Source organism: Methyloversatilis sp. (assembly GCF_030696805.1).
Taxonomy (GTDB): domain Bacteria; phylum Pseudomonadota; class Gammaproteobacteria; order Burkholderiales; family Rhodocyclaceae; genus Methyloversatilis.
On sequence record NZ_JAUYRO010000096.1, the window covers coordinates 20,729 to 38,317 of the forward strand.

Genomic DNA, 17,589 nt, shown 5'->3' on the forward strand with positions numbered 1-17,589 from the left:
TCTCGGGCACGTCGCGGGTCACAGGTCGCTTCAGGACGCGCTGCGCGAGCTCAGGTCATGCAAATCACGCGCTGGTTGAGTTCCGGTGCCTGCCATATCGGTTTCAGATCGTCAGGCAATGGTGCGCTGCGCCCCAGATCGACTGCACTTTCGTCAGGCGCGTGAAAATCCGACGCACGCGAGGCGAAGAAGCCGAACCGGCGTGCCAGGCGGGCAAAGGTACGCACTTCCGCGTCGCCGTGGGAGCCGGATATCACTTCGATGCCGCGGCCATCGAGCGCATGGAATTCTTCGAGCAACTGTTCGATCCGCTCACCCGAAATACGGTAGCGCCCCGGGTGTGCAATCACGGCAACGCCGCCGGCGCCATGTATCCAGGCCAAGGCCTGGGACAGCGTGGTCCACCGGTGATCGACGAAGCCCGGGCGCCCGGGCACCAGAAAGTTGCGGAAAACGGCATGGATATCGCCTGCATAGCCCTGCTCCACCAGCACGCGCGCAAAGTGCGAGCGTCCGACAAGTGATGGGTTGCCGGCGTGGCGCATGGCGTTTTCGTAGGGCTGAACCACGCCCAGCAATGAAAGTTCATCGGCGATACGCATGGCGCGCGCATCGCGCCCGCTGCGCACCCGGGTCAGGCCGGCAGCCAGATCCGCGTTCGTCGGATCGACGCCCAGCCCCACGACATGTACCGTGATGCCGCCCCAGGTCACAGACACTTCGACGCCGTCGATGAAGGACAGGCCGCGCTCGAGCGCAGCATTCCGTGCTTCTTCGAGTCCGCTCAGCGTGTCGTGATCGGTCAGAGACCACAGTTCGACGCCGTTCGCCGCTGCGCGGGCGGCCAGGGCCGATGGGGAAAGCACACCGTCGGAGTGGCAGGAATGGCAGTGCAGGTCAGCGTTCATATCCGTTGGATTCTATCAGGCCATCGTCCCCCGCCCGGCGCAGCTACAATTCGCGCTGGTCATTTCAACCTGGAACCGCAATGAATCACCCGGACACTCTCCGCTACACCGACACGCATGAATGGGTCAGGATCGAACAGGATGGCAGCGTGACGGTCGGCATCACGGACCACGCCCAGGACGCGCTGGGCGACGTGGTTTTCCTTCAATTACCCGAGGTCGGTCAGCAGGTCGCGCGTAGCGACTCGATGGCCGTCATCGAATCGGTCAAGTCGGCTTCGGATATCCATGCACCGGTATCGGGCACGGTGACGGCGGTCAATCCGCCGGTCGCCGACGCCCCCGAACAGGTCAACAAGGACCCGTACGGTGCGTGGATGTTCGTCATCAAGCCTGATGACGCCGGCGAGATCGATGTCCTGATGGACGCCGCGCGCTACACCGCTTCCATCGCCTGATCGTCCGGCCGCAGCCTGCTTACGACTTGCTGCGGCCGATGCGCTGGCCGTGCTTGCGCAGGCTGCCTGACAGCTGATCGATGATTTCGCCGGCCGCGGCGACGATCTGGTTCGGTCCGAATCCCGCCGACTTCATTTCCCGATAGAAGGACTTGGCCAGCAGCTTGGCCATCTGGGCTGGCGGTGCCGCGCCCTGCGTGAAGGCATCCATGGCCGGCAGTGGCACATTGCCGCCGCTTTCCAGCGCGCGCTGCGCAAAACCCGAATTCAGCAGGTAAGCCAGCTGCGCGACCTGTATCGCCTTGCCCGCATAAAGTGCCAGCGCCGCCAGCAACTGCTGGTCGATCGCGGTGAAGGGGGCTTCTCCGCGTGGCCGGCGCACATTGATCACACCAAGCACGCGGCCGTCGAGCGAAAGCGGCTGGCAGATGAAACTACCACCCTCGCCCCGCACCCGGACATCCGGCGCGGCTGCATCGACGTCATCGATACGCTGCGCCACACCGGTCATCAGCACGCTGCCCGAGGTCGATATGCCGACGCCGACCCGCACCTGCAAGGCGTCTTCGGCCAGTTCGCCGCGCCACGCCGCAAGACCCAGGAGGGTGTGCTCACCCTCTCCGTCGGCCAGCATGATGGACGCACGTGCGCAGCGCACACCCGACCACACGGCATCGATCACCTGATCGAGTGCTGCCTGCAACAGACCGCGGCCGGCGTCCGGCGCGGGTGACGGTTGCGGCTTCTCAGCAGCCATCGTGAGCGCCATTCATGGTCGAGGATGCAATCCAGCCGGCAATCTGGACGCCCAGCGCATCTACAGCACGCGCCGACGCTGCCACACCGGCGGCCGCGTCGGCGCCGCTCGCCGGTTCGCTGATCGCGAACGGCAGGCTGGCCAGCACTCGCTGACCACGCACGTCGGTCAATACTGCGCGACCGGACAGCAATGCGCGCGCACTGTCCGCCCGGTCGTAGTGCTGGATGAATTCATCAATGTCGACCCGCAGCCGACAACCCGTGCCCGTACTCGCGTCGTCGGTCTGCAGCATCTGGCGCAACGCGATGGTCAGCATTTCCGGTGGTGAGGCGGCCCAGCGGCTGAACGCATAGACGTCGCGTCGCGTTGCACTTTCGTAGGCCAAACGGTAGTGCATCGCGCTGCCGTCGAGCCAGCTCGGCGACCGGACTTCTATGGTGCGCAGCCCCGGGATGCGCTGCAATGTGGCACGTGCACTGCCCAGATCGTGCAGTGCCGGCGCCGGCGGACGACTGACCAGCGGCCCGCAGCCCGCCAGCCCTGCCAGCATGAGCGACAGCACGGCCGTCCGGACCCGCCGCATTGATCCAGCCCTCATCGACCCGCTCCTTCCGTGGCTGGCGCGAAACCGGGTTCGCCCGGTCCGGCACGAGATGTTTCTCGCCCCAGCAGAAGCGTCTGCGGCGATGATTCAAGTTCGCCCAGTACTCTGTTGAGCTGGCGCGAATTGCGCTGCACCTCGTCGATCAGGGTCTGCAGTCGGGGCAAGGTGTCGTCGGTGACCTGTTGTCCGGCCACCGCGGCCAGCGCATCGACGCGATCGGCCAGCTGTTTCATTGAACCCAGCAGGGCGCGCAAGTCTTCGGCGGCCCGGCGACCTTCACCGCTGGTCTGCTCGACACTGGCCAGAATGCCGCTCAACCGTTCGACGTTCTGCGGCGACATGACGGCCTGCGTACGCTCGAAGGTCTGCCGGGCTTCGGCCAGCACTGCCGGCAACCCGGCCAGTGACCTATCCAGATGTGCTGTGGCCGACTGCAGATTGGCCAGCACGCCCGAAATCCTATCGATATTGCCGTCATCGAAGAGCACATTCACGCGCAGCAGCACCTGCCGCAACACGGCCATTGTGTCCGTTGCCTGCGAACCGAGCGCTTCGAACTGCGAGCCGCCGAGCGGTATGCGTGCCGGGCCCTGATCATCGGCCAGCAGTGGCGCCGGATCGGAACCGTCGTCGTCGAGATCGATCAGCGCAAGACCGGTCACGCCGAGATAGGACAGACGCGCACGCGTGGCGGCGGTGACCGGAAAACGCTCCGGAATGTCGATACGCACATGAATTTCGCGCGGTGCGTCGGGGTTTATCGAAATCTCCTTCACCTTGCCGACCCGGATACCACGATAGCGAACCTGTGCCTGCGGACTGAGCCCACTGACATTCGAGGTCGTCACCAGCACATATTCGCGCCCCACTTCACTGTCGCTCGACAGATACCAGGTCGCGAGACCGACACAGGCGCTCATCAGCAGAAGGAACAGTCCGGCGGCAAGGGCGTGGGCACGATTTTCCATCTTCAGCGCACCGTGACGTCCGGTGCGCGCTGCAGGCGACCGGAGGCGAAGAAGTTCTGGATGAACGGATGGTCGACGTTCATGACGTGATCAAGCGGGCCATAAGCCAGTATACGTCGCTCGCCCAGCACTGCGACCTGAGTTGCCAGCGCCGCCAGCGTATCGATGTCATGGGTGACCAGAACGACCGTCAGGCCGAGCTGACCTCGCAACGTGCGGATCAGGCTGACGAAGGCGGCCGAGCGGTCGGGGTCTAGGCCTGCGGTCGGTTCGTCGAGCAGCAGAAGTTCGGGCTCGAGCGCCAGCGCCCGCGCCAGCGCCACCCGCTTGATCATGCCGCCGGACAGTTCCGACGGCATCAGCCAGGCATGCCGGGGTTCGAGTTCCACCATGGCCAGTTTCATCATGACCAGATCGCGGATGATGGCGCCATCCAGCCAGCGCAGCTCGCGCAGCGGGAAGGCAATGTTCTCGAACACATTGAGTGCAGAGAAGAGTGCGCCTTGCTGGAACAGCACGCCGAAGCGCTGGCGCAGCCGGCGATCGGCCAGGGCGTCGCCGGAGAACAGCGGCTGGCCGAACACGCGGATCTGCCCGGCGTCCGGCTGCAGCAGCCCGATCACCTGGCGCAGCAAGGTCGTCTTGCCGCTGCCCGAGCCGCCGACCAGCGCAACCACTTCGCCAGCCGCGACGGACAGGTCGATGTCCTGATGCACGACATTCGTGCCGAAGCGCGTCACCAGCCTGCGAATGTCGATGACCGGCGCGCTCATCCGCCGGGCAGTCCGATGTGACGCGTGGCGATGGCGAACAGTGCGTCGACCAGAATCACGCAGGTGATGGCGCTGACCACCGATCTGGTTGTGTTCGACGACAAACTTTCGGTGTTGGGTTTCACCGACAATCCGAAATGGCAAGCCACCAGCGCGATCACCAGCCCGAATGCAACGCCCTTTGCCAGTCCGATATACAGGTTGGCGATCGGAACCACGCGCGGCAGCGTGTCGAGAAAGAAGCCATAGCTCATGTCGAGCTGTATCGATGCGGCCACCATGCCGCCGAACAGTGCAGCCGACGATGTCCAGAGCACCAGCAGCGGCAGCGCCGTCACCAGCGCCAACACCTTGGGTAGCACCAGACGCAGGCTGCGCGGCACGCCCATCGTCGCCAGCGCATCGATCTCTTCGGTCACCCGCATCACGCCGAGCTGCGCGGTCATCGCCGAGCCGGATCGCCCGGCCACCAGCACGGCGACCAGCACCGGTCCGAGCTCGCGCACGATGCCGATGCCCAGGATGTTGACGATGAACACGTCGGCACCGAAGGTCTTGAGCTGCAGCGCCGACAGATACGACAGCACGACGCCGATCAGGAAGCCGACCAGCGCGGTGATCGGCAGCGCACTGACGCCGGTCTTGTAAAGATTGGCCGATATTTCGCGCAGCGGCGCGTCCTGCGGCCGGCGGGCGATGTGCAGCAGGTCGAGCAGCAACTGACCGATCAGTGCGACCAGATCGCCGATCTGCCGTGCGAACGACAAACCGGCGCGGCCCAGTGCCGCCAGCGAGTCGAAGGACGTCGTGGGCGGCGTCACACGACTGCGTACGCCAAGCGCCGAGGCCGACTCCAGCATGGCGAGCGTGTGCTCGCCGGCGTCCAGCGTTGCCGGCAAGCGGTCGCCCCAGATGCGCCAGAGCAGGCAGGCGCCAAGGCTGTCGATGCGTGCGATGCCGGTCAGATCCCAACGCGCGGCCGCCCGTGCCTCAACCGTGTCTAGCGCGGCGCGCAACGCATCGATGCGGCCTTCCAGCCCCTGCAACGTCCAGTCGCCCTGCAGCGACGCGACCGGCGCAGCACCTTCCCGATCAAACGATACGGTCGGTGCGTTCATGCAGGTGTCAGCGCGTCACGCCGGCTGCAAGGCGAGCGGTGCGTAGCTTCAAGTCGATTCCGATCACACCCCACAACTTCAGTTCGTCGTGCAGGCTGGCATTGGTCAGCGGCGACGCCGAAAGCCATTCCGCGCGCGCACCCAGCTGATAGCCACTGCCAGTGTGCTCGATGGTCAGCGGCAGTTCGCTGAAATCTTCACGGCTGCGATGCAGCAGCACAGCCAGACGCAGACAGAGGATGAGCGACCAGTCGCGCGCGTCGGCCGAAGCCGAGTTCACCTTCTCCAGCTTGCCCCGATGGGCGAGCACGATGCGCGCCAGACGCGATTGATCCATGCGCGAAAACCCCGGCATGTCAGCGTTTCCGACAATGTAGGCGCTGTGCTTGTGGTAGCCGGCGTGCGCGACCGAAATCCCCAGTTCGTGCAGGCAGGCAGCCCAGCTCAGCATCTGCAGGTCGGGATGATCATCAGGATGATCACCGTTTGCCGCCGGACTGAGCGCGCGGAACAGTCGCAGTGCCGTACCCCGTACGCGCTCGGCTTGCTTCTGGTCGACCTGGTAGCGCCGCATGAACTGCAACACTGTTGCGTCGCGCAAGTCCTGGTGGTGATAGCGGCCGAGCAGGTCGTACAACACGCCCAGTCTCAGCGCCCCTTCCGAAAAACTCATGCGCTCCAGTCCGAAAGCGTCGAACACCGCCGACATGATGGCGAATCCGCCTGCCAGCACTGGCAGGCGGTCGGGTCGCAGGCCTGCGATGCCGAGCCGGTTCACGTCGCCGACGCGCAGCAGCAGCGCGCGCAGCTTTTCCATGGCCTCGCGGGTCAGCGCACCCTGCGACCAGCCGTTCAATTCCATGATGTCGAGCAGCGCCCTTGCCGTGCCGCTCGACCCGACGGCTTCGTCCCAACCGAGCGAGCGATAGCCATATTCGATGGTTTCCAGCTCGCGTCGCGCCGCCAGTTCGGCTTCGCGCAGCGAGCGCTTGTCCATCCGGCCATCCGGAAAGTAGCGCAGGCTGAATGCCACGCAGCCGATGTACAGCGATTCCAGCGCCAGCGGCTCGAAGCTGCGGCCAATGATGAATTCGGTCGAGCCGCCGCCGATGTCGACCACCAGTTGCTGACTCGACGGGTTGGGGAGCGTATGCGCCACGCCGACATAGATCAGCCGTGCCTCTTCGCGCCCGGCGATCACTTCGATCGGGAAACCCAACGCCGCTTCGGCCTGCGGCAGGAGTTGCGGCGCGTTCTTGGCCACGCGCAGGGTGTTGGTGGCCACGGCGCGTACCTGGTCCGGTGCGAAGCCGCGCAGCCGCTCGTTGAATCGTGACAGCGCCTCTATGGCCCGAAGCTGCGAGGGGCCATCAAGCAATTTGCCCTGGCCGAGACCCGCCGCCAGCCGTACGGTTTCCTTGAGGCCGTCCAGCGGATAGATCTGATCGTCGACAACGCGGGCAACCTGGAGACGGAAGCTGTTCGAGCCCAGGTCAACCGCAGCGAGAAGTTCGTAGCTCATGCATCCGTAACTGAAAAATCGTCAGCGCCGGAGTTTAGCAGCCGGGGGCACCCCTGCATTCGGTGCATTTTGCGTCACACGGCTGTAATAATCGAACATGTTTCATGTCACACAATAGCGTGTTGCCTACCGATGTCGAATCCGGACTTTTGCTCATGAACTTACCGCTTGTGGTGCCACGTTTCGCACCTGATCACTTCATCAACCGCGAATTGTCGCTCATCGCCTTCAACCGACGCGTACTTGCGCAGGCGGCAGACGAGCGGGTGCCGCTGCTCGAACGGCTCAAGTTCCTGTGCATCGTGTCGAGCAATCTGGACGAATTCTTCGAGGTGCGGATCGGTGGCCTGCGCGAGCAGATCAAGCTCGGGGCACGCAGCGTCACGTCGGACGGACGCTCTGCGCAGGAGGCCTTGCGTCTGATCGCGAACGAATGCCATCAGTTGATCGCCGAGCAGTACGCGCTGCTCAACGACGTCATCCTGCCGGCGCTGGAAACCGAAGGCATCGTTTTCCTGCGCCGGGGCGCTTGGACGGATGAGCAGCGGGAGTGGATACGCGACTTCTTCATGCGCGAACTGATGCCCGTGCTGACCCCGATCGGGCTTGACCCTTCGCATCCCTTCCCGCGTGTCCTCAACAAGAGCCTGAACTTTGCAGTCGAACTCGACGGTCGCGACGCCTTCGGTCGCAGTTCGCGCTTCGCCATCGTGCAGGCGCCGCGCGCGCTGCCGCGCGTGATCAAGCTGCCGAAGGAATTGACCGGCGTCGACCACGGCTTCGTGTTCCTGTCGTCAGCGATGCACATGAATGTCGGCGATCTGTTCGAAGGCATGAACGTGCTTGGGTGTTACCAGTTCCGGGTGACCCGCAATTCCGACCTCTTCCTGGATGAGGAAGAAGTGAAGAACCTACGTCTGGCGCTGCAGGGCGAACTGCCGCAGCGCCACTATGGCGACGCGGTGCGCCTGGAGGTTGCGGACAACTGCTCCGAACACATGGCCGACTTCCTGCTGCAGCAATTCAACCTGACGCGCGATGATCTGTACCGTGCGCCGGGCATCGTCAATCTGGTGCGCCTGATGCAGGTGCCGAACTGGGTGGACCGGCCGGACCTGAAGTACCCGCCGTTCACGCCGACGTTGCCGCGAGCCATGGAAAAGCGCTACGACATCTTTTCGATGCTGCGCCGGCAGGACATCCTGCTGCATCATCCGTGGGAGGCCTTCACGCCTGTGATCGACCTGGTACAGCAGGCGGTTGATGACCCGGAAGTGGTGGCGATCAAGATGACCGTGTATCGCACCGGCATTGATTCGGTGCTGATGGAGGCCCTTGTTCGCGCCGCGCACAAGGGCAAGGAAGTGACCGTCGTGGTCGAACTGATGGCGCGCTTCGACGAGGAAGCCAATATCAACTGGGCGTCGCGGCTCGAAGATGCCGGCGCACACGTGGTTTATGGCGTGTTCGGCTACAAGACGCACGCGAAGCTTCTGATGGTGGTCCGGCGCGAGGAGATCGACGGAGTGCGCAGTTTCCGGCGCTTCGTGCATCTGGGAACCGGCAATTACCACCCGAGTACGGCGCGCTTCTACACCGATTTTGGTCTGATGACGGCCGATGAGCAGATCGGCGAAGACGTGAATGAGGTGTTCAAGCAACTGACCGGGCTGGGACACGCCGGCACGCTCACCCACTTGTGGCAGGCGCCGTTCACGCTGCACAGCAATGTGATCGCGGCGATCAACCGCGAAGCCGACAACGCGCGCGCCGGTCGCAAGGCGCGCATCATCGCCAAGATGAACTCGCTGGTCGAGGACGAAACGATCGAGGCGCTGTACAACGCCAGCCAGGCGGGTGTCGACATCGATCTGATCGTCCGCGGCGTGTGCGCCTTGCGTCCCGGTGTGCCGGGCCTGTCCGAAAAGATCACGGTGCGCTCCATTGTCGGCCGCTTCCTCGAGCACTCGCGCATCTATCACTTCCACGCCGACGGTGAAGAAAAGCTCTACTTGGCCAGCGCGGACTGGATGGAACGCAACTTTTTCCGGCGCATCGAGGTGGCGTTTCCGATACTCGATCCGAAACTGAAGCGGCGCGTGATGAAAGAGGGATTGCGCCCCTACCTGCTCGACAACAGCCAGTCGTGGGAGATGGAGCCGGATGGCCGGTATCGCAGGCGCGTATCGCGCGCCGCACGGCACTGTGCGCAGGAAACGCTGCTGGCCGAGTATTCACGCGGGAGCAAGTAAGGCGAGCTGGCAGGCGAGCCGACTCAAGCGTCGGCCGGAATTGTCGTAAACCGGATGTGTTCATTCCATCCGGACAAACGTCAAGGTGAAGGTCGCCCAGTCCCTCCTGCTCGTGTCGCTCGCCGCCACTCTCGTGGCGTGCGACAAGTTGCCCATTCCGGACCCCAATCGCGCCGCGATGCAGAAAGAACTCGACAGCAAGGCGATCGGCGGCGCATGCAGACATGCGGGCCGAGCGCTGGAAGACTGTTACCGGCTCAATCCGAAGGCGTCGAAGGCTGCCGTGTTTGCCGGCTGGCGCGAAATGAACGATTACATGACGGAAAACAAGCTCGACGTCGTACTGCCTACCCTGCCGCCCCGTGGTACCCGCATGGTGAGTGAAACGGCCCATGCCGGTGCGCCACCTGCGGACGCGAAGCACAACGGCGAAAAGGGCGGCGCCGACAGCGCATCCGACGACAAGAAGCCTGACAGCAGCAGTGCGAAACCTTCAGACGAAAAAAACCCCGCGCTGACGGCGGGGTGATTTCACGGGGTGATTCCAGCATCGGTCGCTCGCGCGACCGGCCTTCGCCCTACCGCATCGTAGCCAGTTCGCTCAGGTCCTTGCCGTCGATCCTCACGCGCGCCAGCGTCACCTCACCGTCGTCCATATCCAGCGGTTCGATGCTCACCCGGCCCGAATCGAGCAGTTGCTGCAATTTCTGTTTGCCGATGCTGGATGCGGTTGTGGTTTCGAGCGCTTCCAGGCCTGCCGCCCGGACACGCACGCCATCCGCGTAGAACGTACTGCCATCCACCGCGTAGTGCCGCTGGGCCGGCGCCTTCGGCGGCCGGAAGACCGGTGTTGCGGCAGCGACTGCCACAGTACGGCGAGGCGCCTTGGCGGTTGCCGATATGCGTTTCTTCGCGGCAACATTGACCGCCGGGCGAATCTTTTTCTTGACTTGCTCGCTGCTCGCCACTGACCGCGCCGCATAGGCGTTGTCCATCGTACCGAACAGCGAAAATCCAAACAGGGCAGACAGGGCGATTACGCCCCAGGTTTTTCCGATCATGCACGTCTCCCGAAGTTGCCCGCAGCGCCGACCGACCTGAAAACTTCGATCAACGATGTGAGCCAATTTATTGTTTAGGATGATTTTTCCAATATTAACCATTGCAGCCGCGGAGCGCCAGCACCGCCGAAGCATGTCGGCACGACTTACAATGGCGGTGATTTCCTTTCCGTACTCCGCACATGCTTCGCGTTTTCGGTATCCGGCGCTGCGACACGATGTCGCGCGCCATGGCTTGGCTGAACGAACACCAGCTCGAATTCCATCTGCACGACTACAAGAAGGACGGTGTGCCTGCCGACCGGCTGGCCGGCTGGATCGAACGCGCCGGCTGGCGCGCCATCGTCAACACGAAAGGCACGACCTTTCGCAAGCTGCCGCCCGAACTGACCGCCGATCTGGACGATGCGAGCGCGCAACCTCTGCTGACCGAACATCCGTCAGCCATCCGCCGGCCGATCATCGAGCACGGCGGACACTTGCTTATCGGCTTCGATCCGGCGAACTGGAGCGAAGTCCTCAAGCGCAAGCCCAATGAGTGAGCGCGATTTCATCCAGCGCTTCATGTTCGAGGCGCTCGACATCCGTGGCGCCCTGGTCCGTTTCGATCAGGGCTGGCAGGCCATGCAGCATGGACGGGGCTATGGCGCCGTCGCGACGCGACTGCTCGGCGAAGTGGCCGTGGTCACGTTGCTGATCGGCGGACAGCTCAAGCAGCCGGCCCGTCTTACGGTTCAGGTACGCGGCCGCGGGCCGGTCGAAACGCTGGTCGTCGATTGCGACCAGCGGCTGCGCCTGCGCGGCATGGCCAGTGCGCCGCCAGACCTGGCCGATGCACCAGTCCCTGCGCTGCTTGGTGAGGGGCACCTCGTGATGACCTTGCAGACGAATGAGGCGGAAACGCCCTACCAGAGCCTGGTGCCGCTTGAAGGCGACACGGTGGCGGCGGTGTTCGAACACTATCTTGCACTGTCCGAACAGCAGCCGGCGGCGCTGTGGCTGCATGCTGATGCCGAGTGCGCGACCGGCCTGTTCCTGCAGAAGCTGCCGGATGCCGACCGCAAGGACGCCGATGGCTGGAACCGCCTGTGCCACCTCGCTGCGACCGTGACGCCTGACGAGCTGAAGACGCTGGCGCCCGAAGCACTGCTCGGCCGTCTGTTTGCCGAAGAGGCAGCGCGAGACGGCATTCGGGTGTTCGCACCGGCGATTCCGCGCCATCACTGCCCGCGCGACGAAGAAAAGTTGCGCCGACTGGTGCTGTCGCTCGGTCGCGAAGAGGTCGAATCCATCCTGCGCGAACAGGGCGAGGTGCATATCCACGACGACATGTGCAACCACGACTACCGCTTCAGCGCGCTCGACATCCAGCTTCTGTTCGGCGAAGCTCCGCCCGCCGTGCATTGATGCGGTATCCAAACGCTCCCCTGCGTCAGTTGCCCGTGCATCGGTCACTGACTAGACTTTCGACATTTCCCGCGGACACCCCATGGCGCGCAAGCCCGCTCCCCCGGCCGTAGAACTCAAAAGCGCCACGCTCGAAGCCATGCGCGCGCTGCTGCACGCAGCCGATGCGCCATCGGTCGCGGCAGCGCTGGACGCGCGGCTCGGCGCAACCCCCGGCTTTTTTTCGGGCGAACCGGTAGTCATCGACGCGAGCGCTCTGCCGTCCGATGCTGCGCCCGACTGGGCGGGCATCCGGGACGCACTGGCCCGCCACTCATTGACTGCCGTTGCAGTTCAGGGGGTCGATGACGCCGCTGCCGACACGGCGCGCGCACTCGGTTTTGCGATCGTGGCCGGCGACGCTCAGCCCGACCGGGCGCCACCGCCCGAATCCGTCGCCGAACCGGTTGCAGAAGCCGTCGTCGAACCGGTCATCGAGTGCGAACCCGTCGTCGCGGAGGCGACCGAACCGGTCGTCCCACCGGCGCCCGCCAGGCGTGCCGAAATCATCGACAAGCCGCTGCGTTCCGGCCAGCGTGTATATGCCCGCGGTTGCGACCTGATCGTGCTGGCCATGGTCAGCGCCGGCGCCGAGGTGATTGCCGACGGCAACATCCACATCTATGCGCCGCTGCGCGGGCGCGCGCTGGCCGGTGCGGCGGGCGACGTGCAGGCGCGCATCTTCACCACCTGCTTCGAAGCCGAACTGGTGTCGATCGCTGGCGTTTACCGCACCTTCGAACACACCGCGCACAGCGAGCTGCTGCGCAAGCCGGCGCATGTGCGCCTGCAGGAACATGAAGACAAACAGGTACTTGATGTCGCCGCACTGGCGACCACCTGAAACACCAGAGGGAGAACAAGAGTGACCCGTATCGTAGTTGTCACATCCGGCAAGGGCGGCGTGGGCAAGACCACCACCAGCGCCGCTTTTTCGTCCGGCCTCGCCATGAGCGGCAAGAAGACAGCCGTCATCGACTTCGACGTCGGCCTGCGCAACCTCGACCTCATCATGGGCTGCGAGCGGCGCGTCGTGTATGACTTCGTGAATGTTCTGCACGGCGAAGCCAACCTGACCCAGGCGCTGATCAAGGACAAGCACTGCGACAATCTGTTCGTGCTGCCCGCGTCGCAGACGCGCGACAAGGATGCGCTGACCGAAGACGGTGTCGAGAAGATCCTGAACGACCTGGTGGGCATGGGGTTCGACTACATCGTGTGCGATTCGCCGGCCGGCATCGAACACGGCGCGGTGATGGCACTTACCTTCGCCGACGAAGCCATCATCGTCACCAATCCGGAAGTCAGTTCGGTGCGCGATTCGGACCGCATTCTCGGCATCCTGCAGTCGAAATCGCGCCGCGCCAAGGAAGGCCGTGAGCCGGTGAAGGAGCATCTGGTCATCACCCGCTATTCGCCCAAACGTGCCAACGACGGTGAAATGCTCAGCTACGGCGACGTGCAGGAAATCCTGCGCATTCCGGTGCTGGGTGTCATCCCCGAGTCGGAAATCGTGCTGCAGGCGTCGAACCAGGGGACGCCGGCCATCCACATGGAAGGCAGCGATGTCGCGCAGGCTTACGCCGACGTGGTGGCCCGCTTCCTCGGTGAAGAGCGCCCGCTGCGCTTCGTCGATTACGAAAAGCCCGGCCTGCTCAAGCGCCTGTTCGGAGGGAAGTGACATGTCGCTGCTGTCACTGATTTTTGGCCAGAAGCCGAAAACTGCGTCGATCGCGAAGGAAAGGCTGCAACTCATCATTGCGCGCGAGCGTGGCGCGAATTCGTCGGCCGACTTCCTGCCGGCGCTGCAGCAGGAACTGGTGGCGGTCATTTCGAAGTACGTGCGTGTCAATCCCGAAGACATCAAGGTCCAGCTCGAAAGGCAGGACAACTACGAAGTACTTGAAGTCAACATCGTGCTGCCCGATCAGCGCAATTGAACCCGGCGAAGGCTTTCACTGACACGACGAGCCGTCGGCTGAGGATTTCAGGTTGAACCTCGCCGTACCGCGTCATTCGATCGACGTGTCCGAGGGGGCTGGCGTGCGCTATCTGCACTTCGGCTCCGAATGGATACAGGGTGCGATGCGCGTCGCCCGCCCGTTCGCGCTGGAACTCGAATACACGCGCGAAATGATGTTGCCGCTGCTGCTGGCGGCCGACGAAAGCTGGCCGGCGCAGGTGCTGGTCATCGGCCTCGGCGCGGCATCGGTCACCAAGTTCCTGCACCGCTACTGCGCGCAGTCGGCGCTGACCGTGGTCGAGATCGATCCGCGCATGCCGGCGGCGGCGGCCAGTTACTTCCGCCTGCCACCGGAAGACGGACGGTTGAGCATCGTGATCGACGATGGCGCGACGTTCGTTGCGACCAGCGCGCAGCAGTGGGACCTGATCCTGGTCGATGGCTACGATCACCGCGCGCGGGCCAACTCACTCGATACCGAAGCGTTCCATCGCGCCTGTCGCGCCACGCTGGCGCCGGGGGGGCGGGTCTGTCTGAACCTGTTCGGTCGCACGCGCGGTTTTCGCGCGAGCGCACAGCGGGTGATGGACGCCTACGATGGGCACGCGCTGGTGCTGCCCTCGCTCAACGAAGGCAACGCGATCTGCATCGCGTCGACTGGCCATGGAACGGGCGTGTCGATGGATGTGCTACGCGCGCGGGCGCAGCGCCTGCGTGCCGCCACCGGGCTGAACCTGTCGCCCAGCCTGAGCCGGATCGAACAGGCTGGTTATTGTGCAGGGGGCCGTCTGGTGATCTGAACGATCTGATCCGGCGCCGGCCATAAGGAAGCAACAGAAGGAAGCAACAGAAACAAAAAAAGCCGGCACTGCCGGCTTTTTTCATCGCCGAAGCGGATGTTCAGCGACGCGACACCAGCGGTCCGTCCTGGGACGCGTAGTAGGCTGCCAAGTCCGCCATGTCCTGCTTGCTCAACGCACCGACCTGAGCAGCCATGATGGCGTTCTTGCGCGAACCATTCTTGTACGATAGCAGCGACTGCAGCAGATAGTCCTCGTGCTGCCCGCCGATGCGCGGAAAAGCCGGCGCCGGGCTGTTGCCGTCGGCACCATGACAGGCCGCGCAAGCAGCCGATTTTTCCTTGCCGCGCGCCACGTCACCCGCAAGCGCGAAGCTGCTGCCGAGCAGCGCGGCGGCCGCAACAACCATCGTCTTCTTGATCATCATGACCTTCCTCATTTCTGCGCGGCGTAATACGCCGCGATGTCGGCCATGTCCTGTTCGGTCAGGCTGGCGGCAATGCCGTTCATCGACGGGTGCTTGCGATCACCGCTCTTGTAGGCCTGCAGCGCGGCAACGATGTATTCGGGGTACTGGCCCCCGATCAGCGGCACCTTGTAGGTCTTCGGAAACACTGTTTGGTAACCCGGAATGCCGTGGCAACCGATGCACATGGCGACCTTGTCCTTGGCGGCTTCTGCATTGCCTTCGACGGCAAGGGCAAGCGGGCTGACACAGAGGGCTGCGACAGCGAGAACGGTTCTGGCGCTCATCGATGATCTCTTTTTGAAGGTTGAACTTATTTCGGAAAATCGCCGCGCAGTGTAGCGAAGGACGGAGTGACCGTCAAAAGCGCTGCACGGCGCGCGGCCTGCATACTCAGACTGCAGCCGTATCGACGACCAGGCGACCGCGCACCTTTCCTTCCAGGAAGCGCGGCGCGACGTCGAGCACTTCACCGAGCCGCACCACCTGCGTCATGGCATCGAGCTTGTCCATCGGCATGTCGCGCACGATGCGCGCCCAGGCTTCCGTGCGCGGTCCGTGCGCCACGGTGACGCTGTTGATGCCGTACAGCGTGATGCCACGCAGGATGAACGGTGCGACGGTAGCCGGAAAGTCCATGCCCTGGGCCAGACCGCAAGCGGCGACGGCGCCGTTTTCACGCGTCGCGGCGCAGGCGTTGGCAAGCGTGTGCGAGCCGACACTGTCGACCACACCGGACCAGCGCTCGCGCGCCAGCGCCTTGCCCGGAGCCGACAAGGTGGCGCGATCGATGACCGATTCGGCGCCGAGCGACCTTAGATAGTCGGTTTCGTCGAGCCGGCCGGTACTCGCCACCACGCGATAGCCCAGACTGGCCAGCAGCGCCACGGCGACCGAACCCACGCCGCCACTTGCGCCGGTCACCAGCACTTCGCCATCGCCCGGCTTCAGCCCATGACGTTCCAGCGCCAGCAGGCACAGCATGGCGGTGAAGCCGGCGGTACCGACTGCCATCGCATGCTTCGCATCGAAGCCGGCCGGCAGCGCGACCAGCCAGTCGCCGCTGACGGCAGCGCGCTGCGCCAGACCACCCCAGTGGCCCTCGCCCACGCCGAAGCCGGTCAGCACGACCTTGTCGCCCACCTTCCAGCACGGGTGATCGCTGTGTTCGATCACGCCCGCAAAATCGATGCCCGGCACCATAGGCCACTTGCGCACGATGGGGCTGCGCCCGGTGATCGCCAGCGCATCCTTGTAATTCAGGCTGGACCATTGCACGGCAACGCGCACATCGGCTTCGGGCAGTGCGGCGTCCTCGACATCAGTCAGGCGGGCGATCGTCTTGCCGTCCGCGCCCTGCTCCAGCAGTATGGCCTTGAACATCTTCGGTTTCCTCCGGTCTTTGACAGTCTGCAACCCGCAGGATACTTGGTGCTCCGCAAAGCAGTAAGGTTGCGGCGGCGACAACGGTCTTCCATCCAGCACACTCCATCGCACCGCCACAGGGCTCAATCACGCATGCATGCCACACTGCCGCTTCTGCGAACGACCGACTTTCCGCCGCTGGCCCGTCGCCACACCGAAATCCTGCAACTGAATCTGGGTTACACCTGTAACCAGAGCTGCCTGCACTGCCATGTCAACGCAGGCCCTGCCCGCACTGAACAGATGAGTCTGGCCACGTTGCAGGTCGTTCTCGACTTCATCCGTGCGTCCGACGTGCGCCTCATCGATCTGACCGGCGGTGCGCCGGAAATGAATCCGCACTTCCGCTGGCTGGTGACAGAGGCCCGCAAGCTGGACGTCGCCGTGATAGATCGCTGCAACCTGACCATCCTGTCCGAACCCGGCCACGAGGGCACGGCGCAGTTTCTGGCCGACCATCGGGTGCAGGTCACTGCGTCGCTGCCCTGCTATCTCGAAGACAACGTCGATCGCCAGCGCGGCGACGGCGTGTTCGCGCGCAGCATCGCCGCGCTGCAGCAGCTCAACGCACTCGGCTATGGGCGCCCCAATTCCGGACTGGAACTGAATCTTGTGTTCAATCCGCAGGGACCGTCGCTGCCACCGCCGCAGCAGGCGCTGGAGCAGTCCTATCGCGATCGCCTCGGCGGCGCCTTCGGCATCGTGTTCACGCGCCTTTACACACTGACCAACATGCCGATCCAGCGCTTCGGCTCGACACTGGTATCGAAAGGCCAGTTCAACGCCTACATGCAGACCCTGCGTGCGGCGCACCGCGACGACAACCTCGACAGCGTGATGTGCCGCAATCTGCTCAGCGTCGACTGGGAAGGCCACGTCTATGACTGCGACTTCAACCAGATGCTGGGCCTGCCGCTGCGCATCGACGGCCGGCCGCGAGTGCATCTGTCCGAACTGATCGGCCGCGACGTGTCGGGCACGCCCATCGTCGTCATGGATCACTGCTACGGCTGCACTGCGGGACAGGGCTCGTCCTGCGCAGGCGCTCTGGCATGAAGGGCCGGT

Annotated in this window: 21 protein-coding genes; 10 read left to right on the plus strand and 11 right to left on the minus strand. The window is 64.1% G+C overall.

What is annotated here, in order from left to right:
• Positions 1 to 50: 50 nt before the first annotated feature.
• The gene (locus Q8R75_RS16045) at positions 51 to 908 is read right to left on the minus strand and encodes a PHP domain-containing protein (protein ID WP_305613890.1); all 858 of its coding nucleotides are present in this window, start codon (positions 906 to 908) and stop codon (positions 51 to 53) included.
• A gap of 80 nt (positions 909 to 988) precedes the next feature.
• On the opposite strand from Q8R75_RS16045, the gene gcvH reads away from it, so the two are divergent.
• Positions 989 to 1,366: a glycine cleavage system protein GcvH gene (gene gcvH, locus Q8R75_RS16050; protein WP_305613891.1), complete on the plus strand. Its 378-nt coding sequence runs from the start codon at positions 989 to 991 to the stop codon at positions 1,364 to 1,366.
• Positions 1,367 to 1,385: 19 nt separating this feature from the next.
• Here gcvH and Q8R75_RS16055 read toward each other — a convergent pair whose 3' ends face one another.
• Genes Q8R75_RS16055 through ppx form a run of 6 tightly spaced genes read right to left on the minus strand, consistent with a single transcriptional unit; the run spans position 1,386 to position 7,111 of the window.
• Positions 1,386 to 2,123 carry a GAF domain-containing protein gene (locus Q8R75_RS16055; protein WP_305613892.1) on the minus strand — a complete coding sequence of 246 codons (738 nt, stop codon included), beginning with the start codon at positions 2,121 to 2,123 and terminating at the stop codon, positions 1,386 to 1,388.
• Entirely contained in the window at positions 2,113 to 2,724 is a 612-nt protein-coding gene (locus Q8R75_RS16060) for an ABC-type transport auxiliary lipoprotein family protein (RefSeq protein ID WP_305613893.1), read from the minus strand. The genes Q8R75_RS16055 and Q8R75_RS16060 overlap by 11 nt, the downstream gene beginning before the upstream one ends.
• The gene (locus tag Q8R75_RS16065; protein ID WP_305613894.1) at positions 2,721 to 3,698 is read right to left on the minus strand and encodes an MlaD family protein; all 978 of its coding nucleotides are present in this window, start codon (positions 3,696 to 3,698) and stop codon (positions 2,721 to 2,723) included. The genes Q8R75_RS16060 and Q8R75_RS16065 overlap by 4 nt, the downstream gene beginning before the upstream one ends.
• Before the next feature lie 2 nt (positions 3,699 to 3,700).
• Positions 3,701 to 4,471: an ATP-binding cassette domain-containing protein gene (locus Q8R75_RS16070; RefSeq protein WP_305613895.1), complete on the minus strand. Its 771-nt coding sequence runs from the start codon at positions 4,469 to 4,471 to the stop codon at positions 3,701 to 3,703.
• Complete coding sequence (locus Q8R75_RS16075) at positions 4,468 to 5,589, minus strand: ABC transporter permease (protein WP_305613896.1); 1,122 nt, start codon at positions 5,587 to 5,589, stop codon at positions 4,468 to 4,470. The genes Q8R75_RS16070 and Q8R75_RS16075 overlap by 4 nt, the downstream gene beginning before the upstream one ends.
• A 7-nt stretch (positions 5,590 to 5,596) precedes the next feature.
• Positions 5,597 to 7,111, minus strand: coding sequence for an exopolyphosphatase (ppx, locus tag Q8R75_RS16080; protein WP_305613897.1), 1,515 nt, complete (start codon positions 7,109 to 7,111; stop codon positions 5,597 to 5,599).
• 155 nt (positions 7,112 to 7,266) lie between these two features.
• On the opposite strand from ppx, the gene ppk1 reads away from it, so the two are divergent.
• Together ppk1 and Q8R75_RS16090 are read left to right on the plus strand one after the other, a co-directional pair.
• Positions 7,267 to 9,363 carry a polyphosphate kinase 1 gene (ppk1, locus tag Q8R75_RS16085; protein ID WP_305626190.1) on the plus strand — a complete coding sequence of 699 codons (2,097 nt, stop codon included), beginning with the start codon at positions 7,267 to 7,269 and terminating at the stop codon, positions 9,361 to 9,363.
• Between the two features lie 85 nt (positions 9,364 to 9,448).
• Positions 9,449 to 9,892 (plus strand): hypothetical protein, encoded by a 444-nt coding sequence (locus Q8R75_RS16090; protein WP_305613899.1) that lies wholly within the window; start codon positions 9,449 to 9,451, stop codon positions 9,890 to 9,892.
• Positions 9,893 to 9,941: 49 nt separating this feature from the next.
• Here Q8R75_RS16090 and Q8R75_RS16095 read toward each other — a convergent pair whose 3' ends face one another.
• Positions 9,942 to 10,526, minus strand: coding sequence for a hypothetical protein (locus tag Q8R75_RS16095; RefSeq protein ID WP_305613900.1), 585 nt, complete (start codon positions 10,524 to 10,526; stop codon positions 9,942 to 9,944).
• 80 nt (positions 10,527 to 10,606) lie between these two features.
• Here Q8R75_RS16095 and Q8R75_RS16100 point away from each other — a divergent pair, with 80 nt between their 5' ends.
• The 6 genes from Q8R75_RS16100 (at position 10,607) to Q8R75_RS16125 (ending at position 14,633) form a co-directional block, all read left to right on the plus strand.
• Complete coding sequence (locus tag Q8R75_RS16100) at positions 10,607 to 10,966, plus strand: Spx/MgsR family RNA polymerase-binding regulatory protein (protein ID WP_305613901.1); 360 nt, start codon at positions 10,607 to 10,609, stop codon at positions 10,964 to 10,966.
• A complete protein-coding gene (locus Q8R75_RS16105; RefSeq protein ID WP_305613902.1) occupies positions 10,959 to 11,831 on the plus strand; it encodes an Hsp33 family molecular chaperone HslO in 873 nt (290 codons plus the stop codon). The genes Q8R75_RS16100 and Q8R75_RS16105 overlap by 8 nt, the downstream gene beginning before the upstream one ends.
• Positions 11,832 to 11,913: 82 nt before the next feature.
• Positions 11,914 to 12,714 carry a septum site-determining protein MinC gene (gene minC, locus Q8R75_RS16110; RefSeq protein ID WP_305613903.1) on the plus strand — a complete coding sequence of 267 codons (801 nt, stop codon included), beginning with the start codon at positions 11,914 to 11,916 and terminating at the stop codon, positions 12,712 to 12,714.
• Positions 12,715 to 12,735: 21 nt separating this feature from the next.
• Complete coding sequence (gene minD, locus Q8R75_RS16115) at positions 12,736 to 13,551, plus strand: septum site-determining protein MinD (protein ID WP_305626189.1); 816 nt, start codon at positions 12,736 to 12,738, stop codon at positions 13,549 to 13,551.
• Between the two features lies 1 nt (position 13,552).
• Positions 13,553 to 13,810, plus strand: coding sequence for a cell division topological specificity factor MinE (minE, locus tag Q8R75_RS16120; protein ID WP_304923056.1), 258 nt, complete (start codon positions 13,553 to 13,555; stop codon positions 13,808 to 13,810).
• Positions 13,811 to 13,862: 52 nt separating this feature from the next.
• On the plus strand, positions 13,863 to 14,633 hold the full coding sequence (locus tag Q8R75_RS16125; RefSeq protein ID WP_304923055.1) for a fused MFS/spermidine synthase: 771 nt from the start codon (positions 13,863 to 13,865) through the stop codon (positions 14,631 to 14,633).
• A gap of 100 nt (positions 14,634 to 14,733) precedes the next feature.
• Here the strand turns inward: Q8R75_RS16125 and Q8R75_RS16130 are convergent, their stop codons facing one another.
• The 3 genes from Q8R75_RS16130 to Q8R75_RS16140 all read right to left on the minus strand — a co-directional run bounded on the left by Q8R75_RS16130 (position 14,734) and on the right by Q8R75_RS16140 (position 16,482).
• Positions 14,734 to 15,057 carry a cytochrome c gene (locus Q8R75_RS16130; RefSeq protein ID WP_305613908.1) on the minus strand — a complete coding sequence of 108 codons (324 nt, stop codon included), beginning with the start codon at positions 15,055 to 15,057 and terminating at the stop codon, positions 14,734 to 14,736.
• Positions 15,058 to 15,068: 11 nt separating this feature from the next.
• Positions 15,069 to 15,386, minus strand: coding sequence for a c-type cytochrome (locus Q8R75_RS16135; RefSeq protein ID WP_069040320.1), 318 nt, complete (start codon positions 15,384 to 15,386; stop codon positions 15,069 to 15,071).
• A gap of 106 nt (positions 15,387 to 15,492) precedes the next feature.
• Positions 15,493 to 16,482 (minus strand): MDR family oxidoreductase, encoded by a 990-nt coding sequence (locus Q8R75_RS16140; RefSeq protein WP_305613905.1) that lies wholly within the window; start codon positions 16,480 to 16,482, stop codon positions 15,493 to 15,495.
• Positions 16,483 to 16,617: 135 nt separating this feature from the next.
• Here Q8R75_RS16140 and arsS point away from each other — a divergent pair, with 135 nt between their 5' ends.
• Positions 16,618 to 17,580, plus strand: a complete 963-nt coding sequence (arsS, locus tag Q8R75_RS16145) for an arsenosugar biosynthesis radical SAM (seleno)protein ArsS (protein WP_305613906.1) — start codon at positions 16,618 to 16,620, stop codon at positions 17,578 to 17,580.
• Positions 17,581 to 17,589 lie beyond the last annotated feature (9 nt).

Bases quoted from the DNA above. Each gene is read 5' to 3' on its own strand.
- Q8R75_RS16045 (WP_305613890.1), bottom strand. From the start codon at position 908: ATGAACGCTGACCTGCACTGCCATTCCTGCCACTCCGACGGTGTGCTT.
- gcvH (WP_305613891.1), top strand. From the start codon at position 989: ATGAATCACCCGGACACTCTCCGCTACACCGACACGCATGAATGGGTC.
- Q8R75_RS16055 (WP_305613892.1), bottom strand. From the start codon at position 2,123: ATGGCTGCTGAGAAGCCGCAACCGTCACCCGCGCCGGACGCCGGCCGC.
- Q8R75_RS16060 (WP_305613893.1), bottom strand. From the start codon at position 2,724: ATGAGGGCTGGATCAATGCGGCGGGTCCGGACGGCCGTGCTGTCGCTC.
- Q8R75_RS16065 (WP_305613894.1), bottom strand. From the start codon at position 3,698: ATGGAAAATCGTGCCCACGCCCTTGCCGCCGGACTGTTCCTTCTGCTG.
- Q8R75_RS16070 (WP_305613895.1), bottom strand. From the start codon at position 4,471: ATGAGCGCGCCGGTCATCGACATTCGCAGGCTGGTGACGCGCTTCGGC.
- Q8R75_RS16075 (WP_305613896.1), bottom strand. From the start codon at position 5,589: ATGAACGCACCGACCGTATCGTTTGATCGGGAAGGTGCTGCGCCGGTC.
- ppx (WP_305613897.1), bottom strand. From the start codon at position 7,111: ATGAGCTACGAACTTCTCGCTGCGGTTGACCTGGGCTCGAACAGCTTC.
- ppk1 (WP_305626190.1), top strand. From the start codon at position 7,267: ATGAACTTACCGCTTGTGGTGCCACGTTTCGCACCTGATCACTTCATC.
- Q8R75_RS16095 (WP_305613900.1), bottom strand. From the start codon at position 10,526: ATGGTTAATATTGGAAAAATCATCCTAAACAATAAATTGGCTCACATC.
- Q8R75_RS16100 (WP_305613901.1), top strand. From the start codon at position 10,607: ATGCTTCGCGTTTTCGGTATCCGGCGCTGCGACACGATGTCGCGCGCC.
- Q8R75_RS16105 (WP_305613902.1), top strand. From the start codon at position 10,959: ATGAGTGAGCGCGATTTCATCCAGCGCTTCATGTTCGAGGCGCTCGAC.
- minC (WP_305613903.1), top strand. From the start codon at position 11,914: ATGGCGCGCAAGCCCGCTCCCCCGGCCGTAGAACTCAAAAGCGCCACG.
- minE (WP_304923056.1), top strand. From the start codon at position 13,553: ATGTCGCTGCTGTCACTGATTTTTGGCCAGAAGCCGAAAACTGCGTCG.
- Q8R75_RS16130 (WP_305613908.1), bottom strand. From the start codon at position 15,057: ATGATCAAGAAGACGATGGTTGTTGCGGCCGCCGCGCTGCTCGGCAGC.
- Q8R75_RS16135 (WP_069040320.1), bottom strand. From the start codon at position 15,386: ATGAGCGCCAGAACCGTTCTCGCTGTCGCAGCCCTCTGTGTCAGCCCG.
- Q8R75_RS16140 (WP_305613905.1), bottom strand. From the start codon at position 16,482: ATGTTCAAGGCCATACTGCTGGAGCAGGGCGCGGACGGCAAGACGATC.
- arsS (WP_305613906.1), top strand. From the start codon at position 16,618: ATGCATGCCACACTGCCGCTTCTGCGAACGACCGACTTTCCGCCGCTG.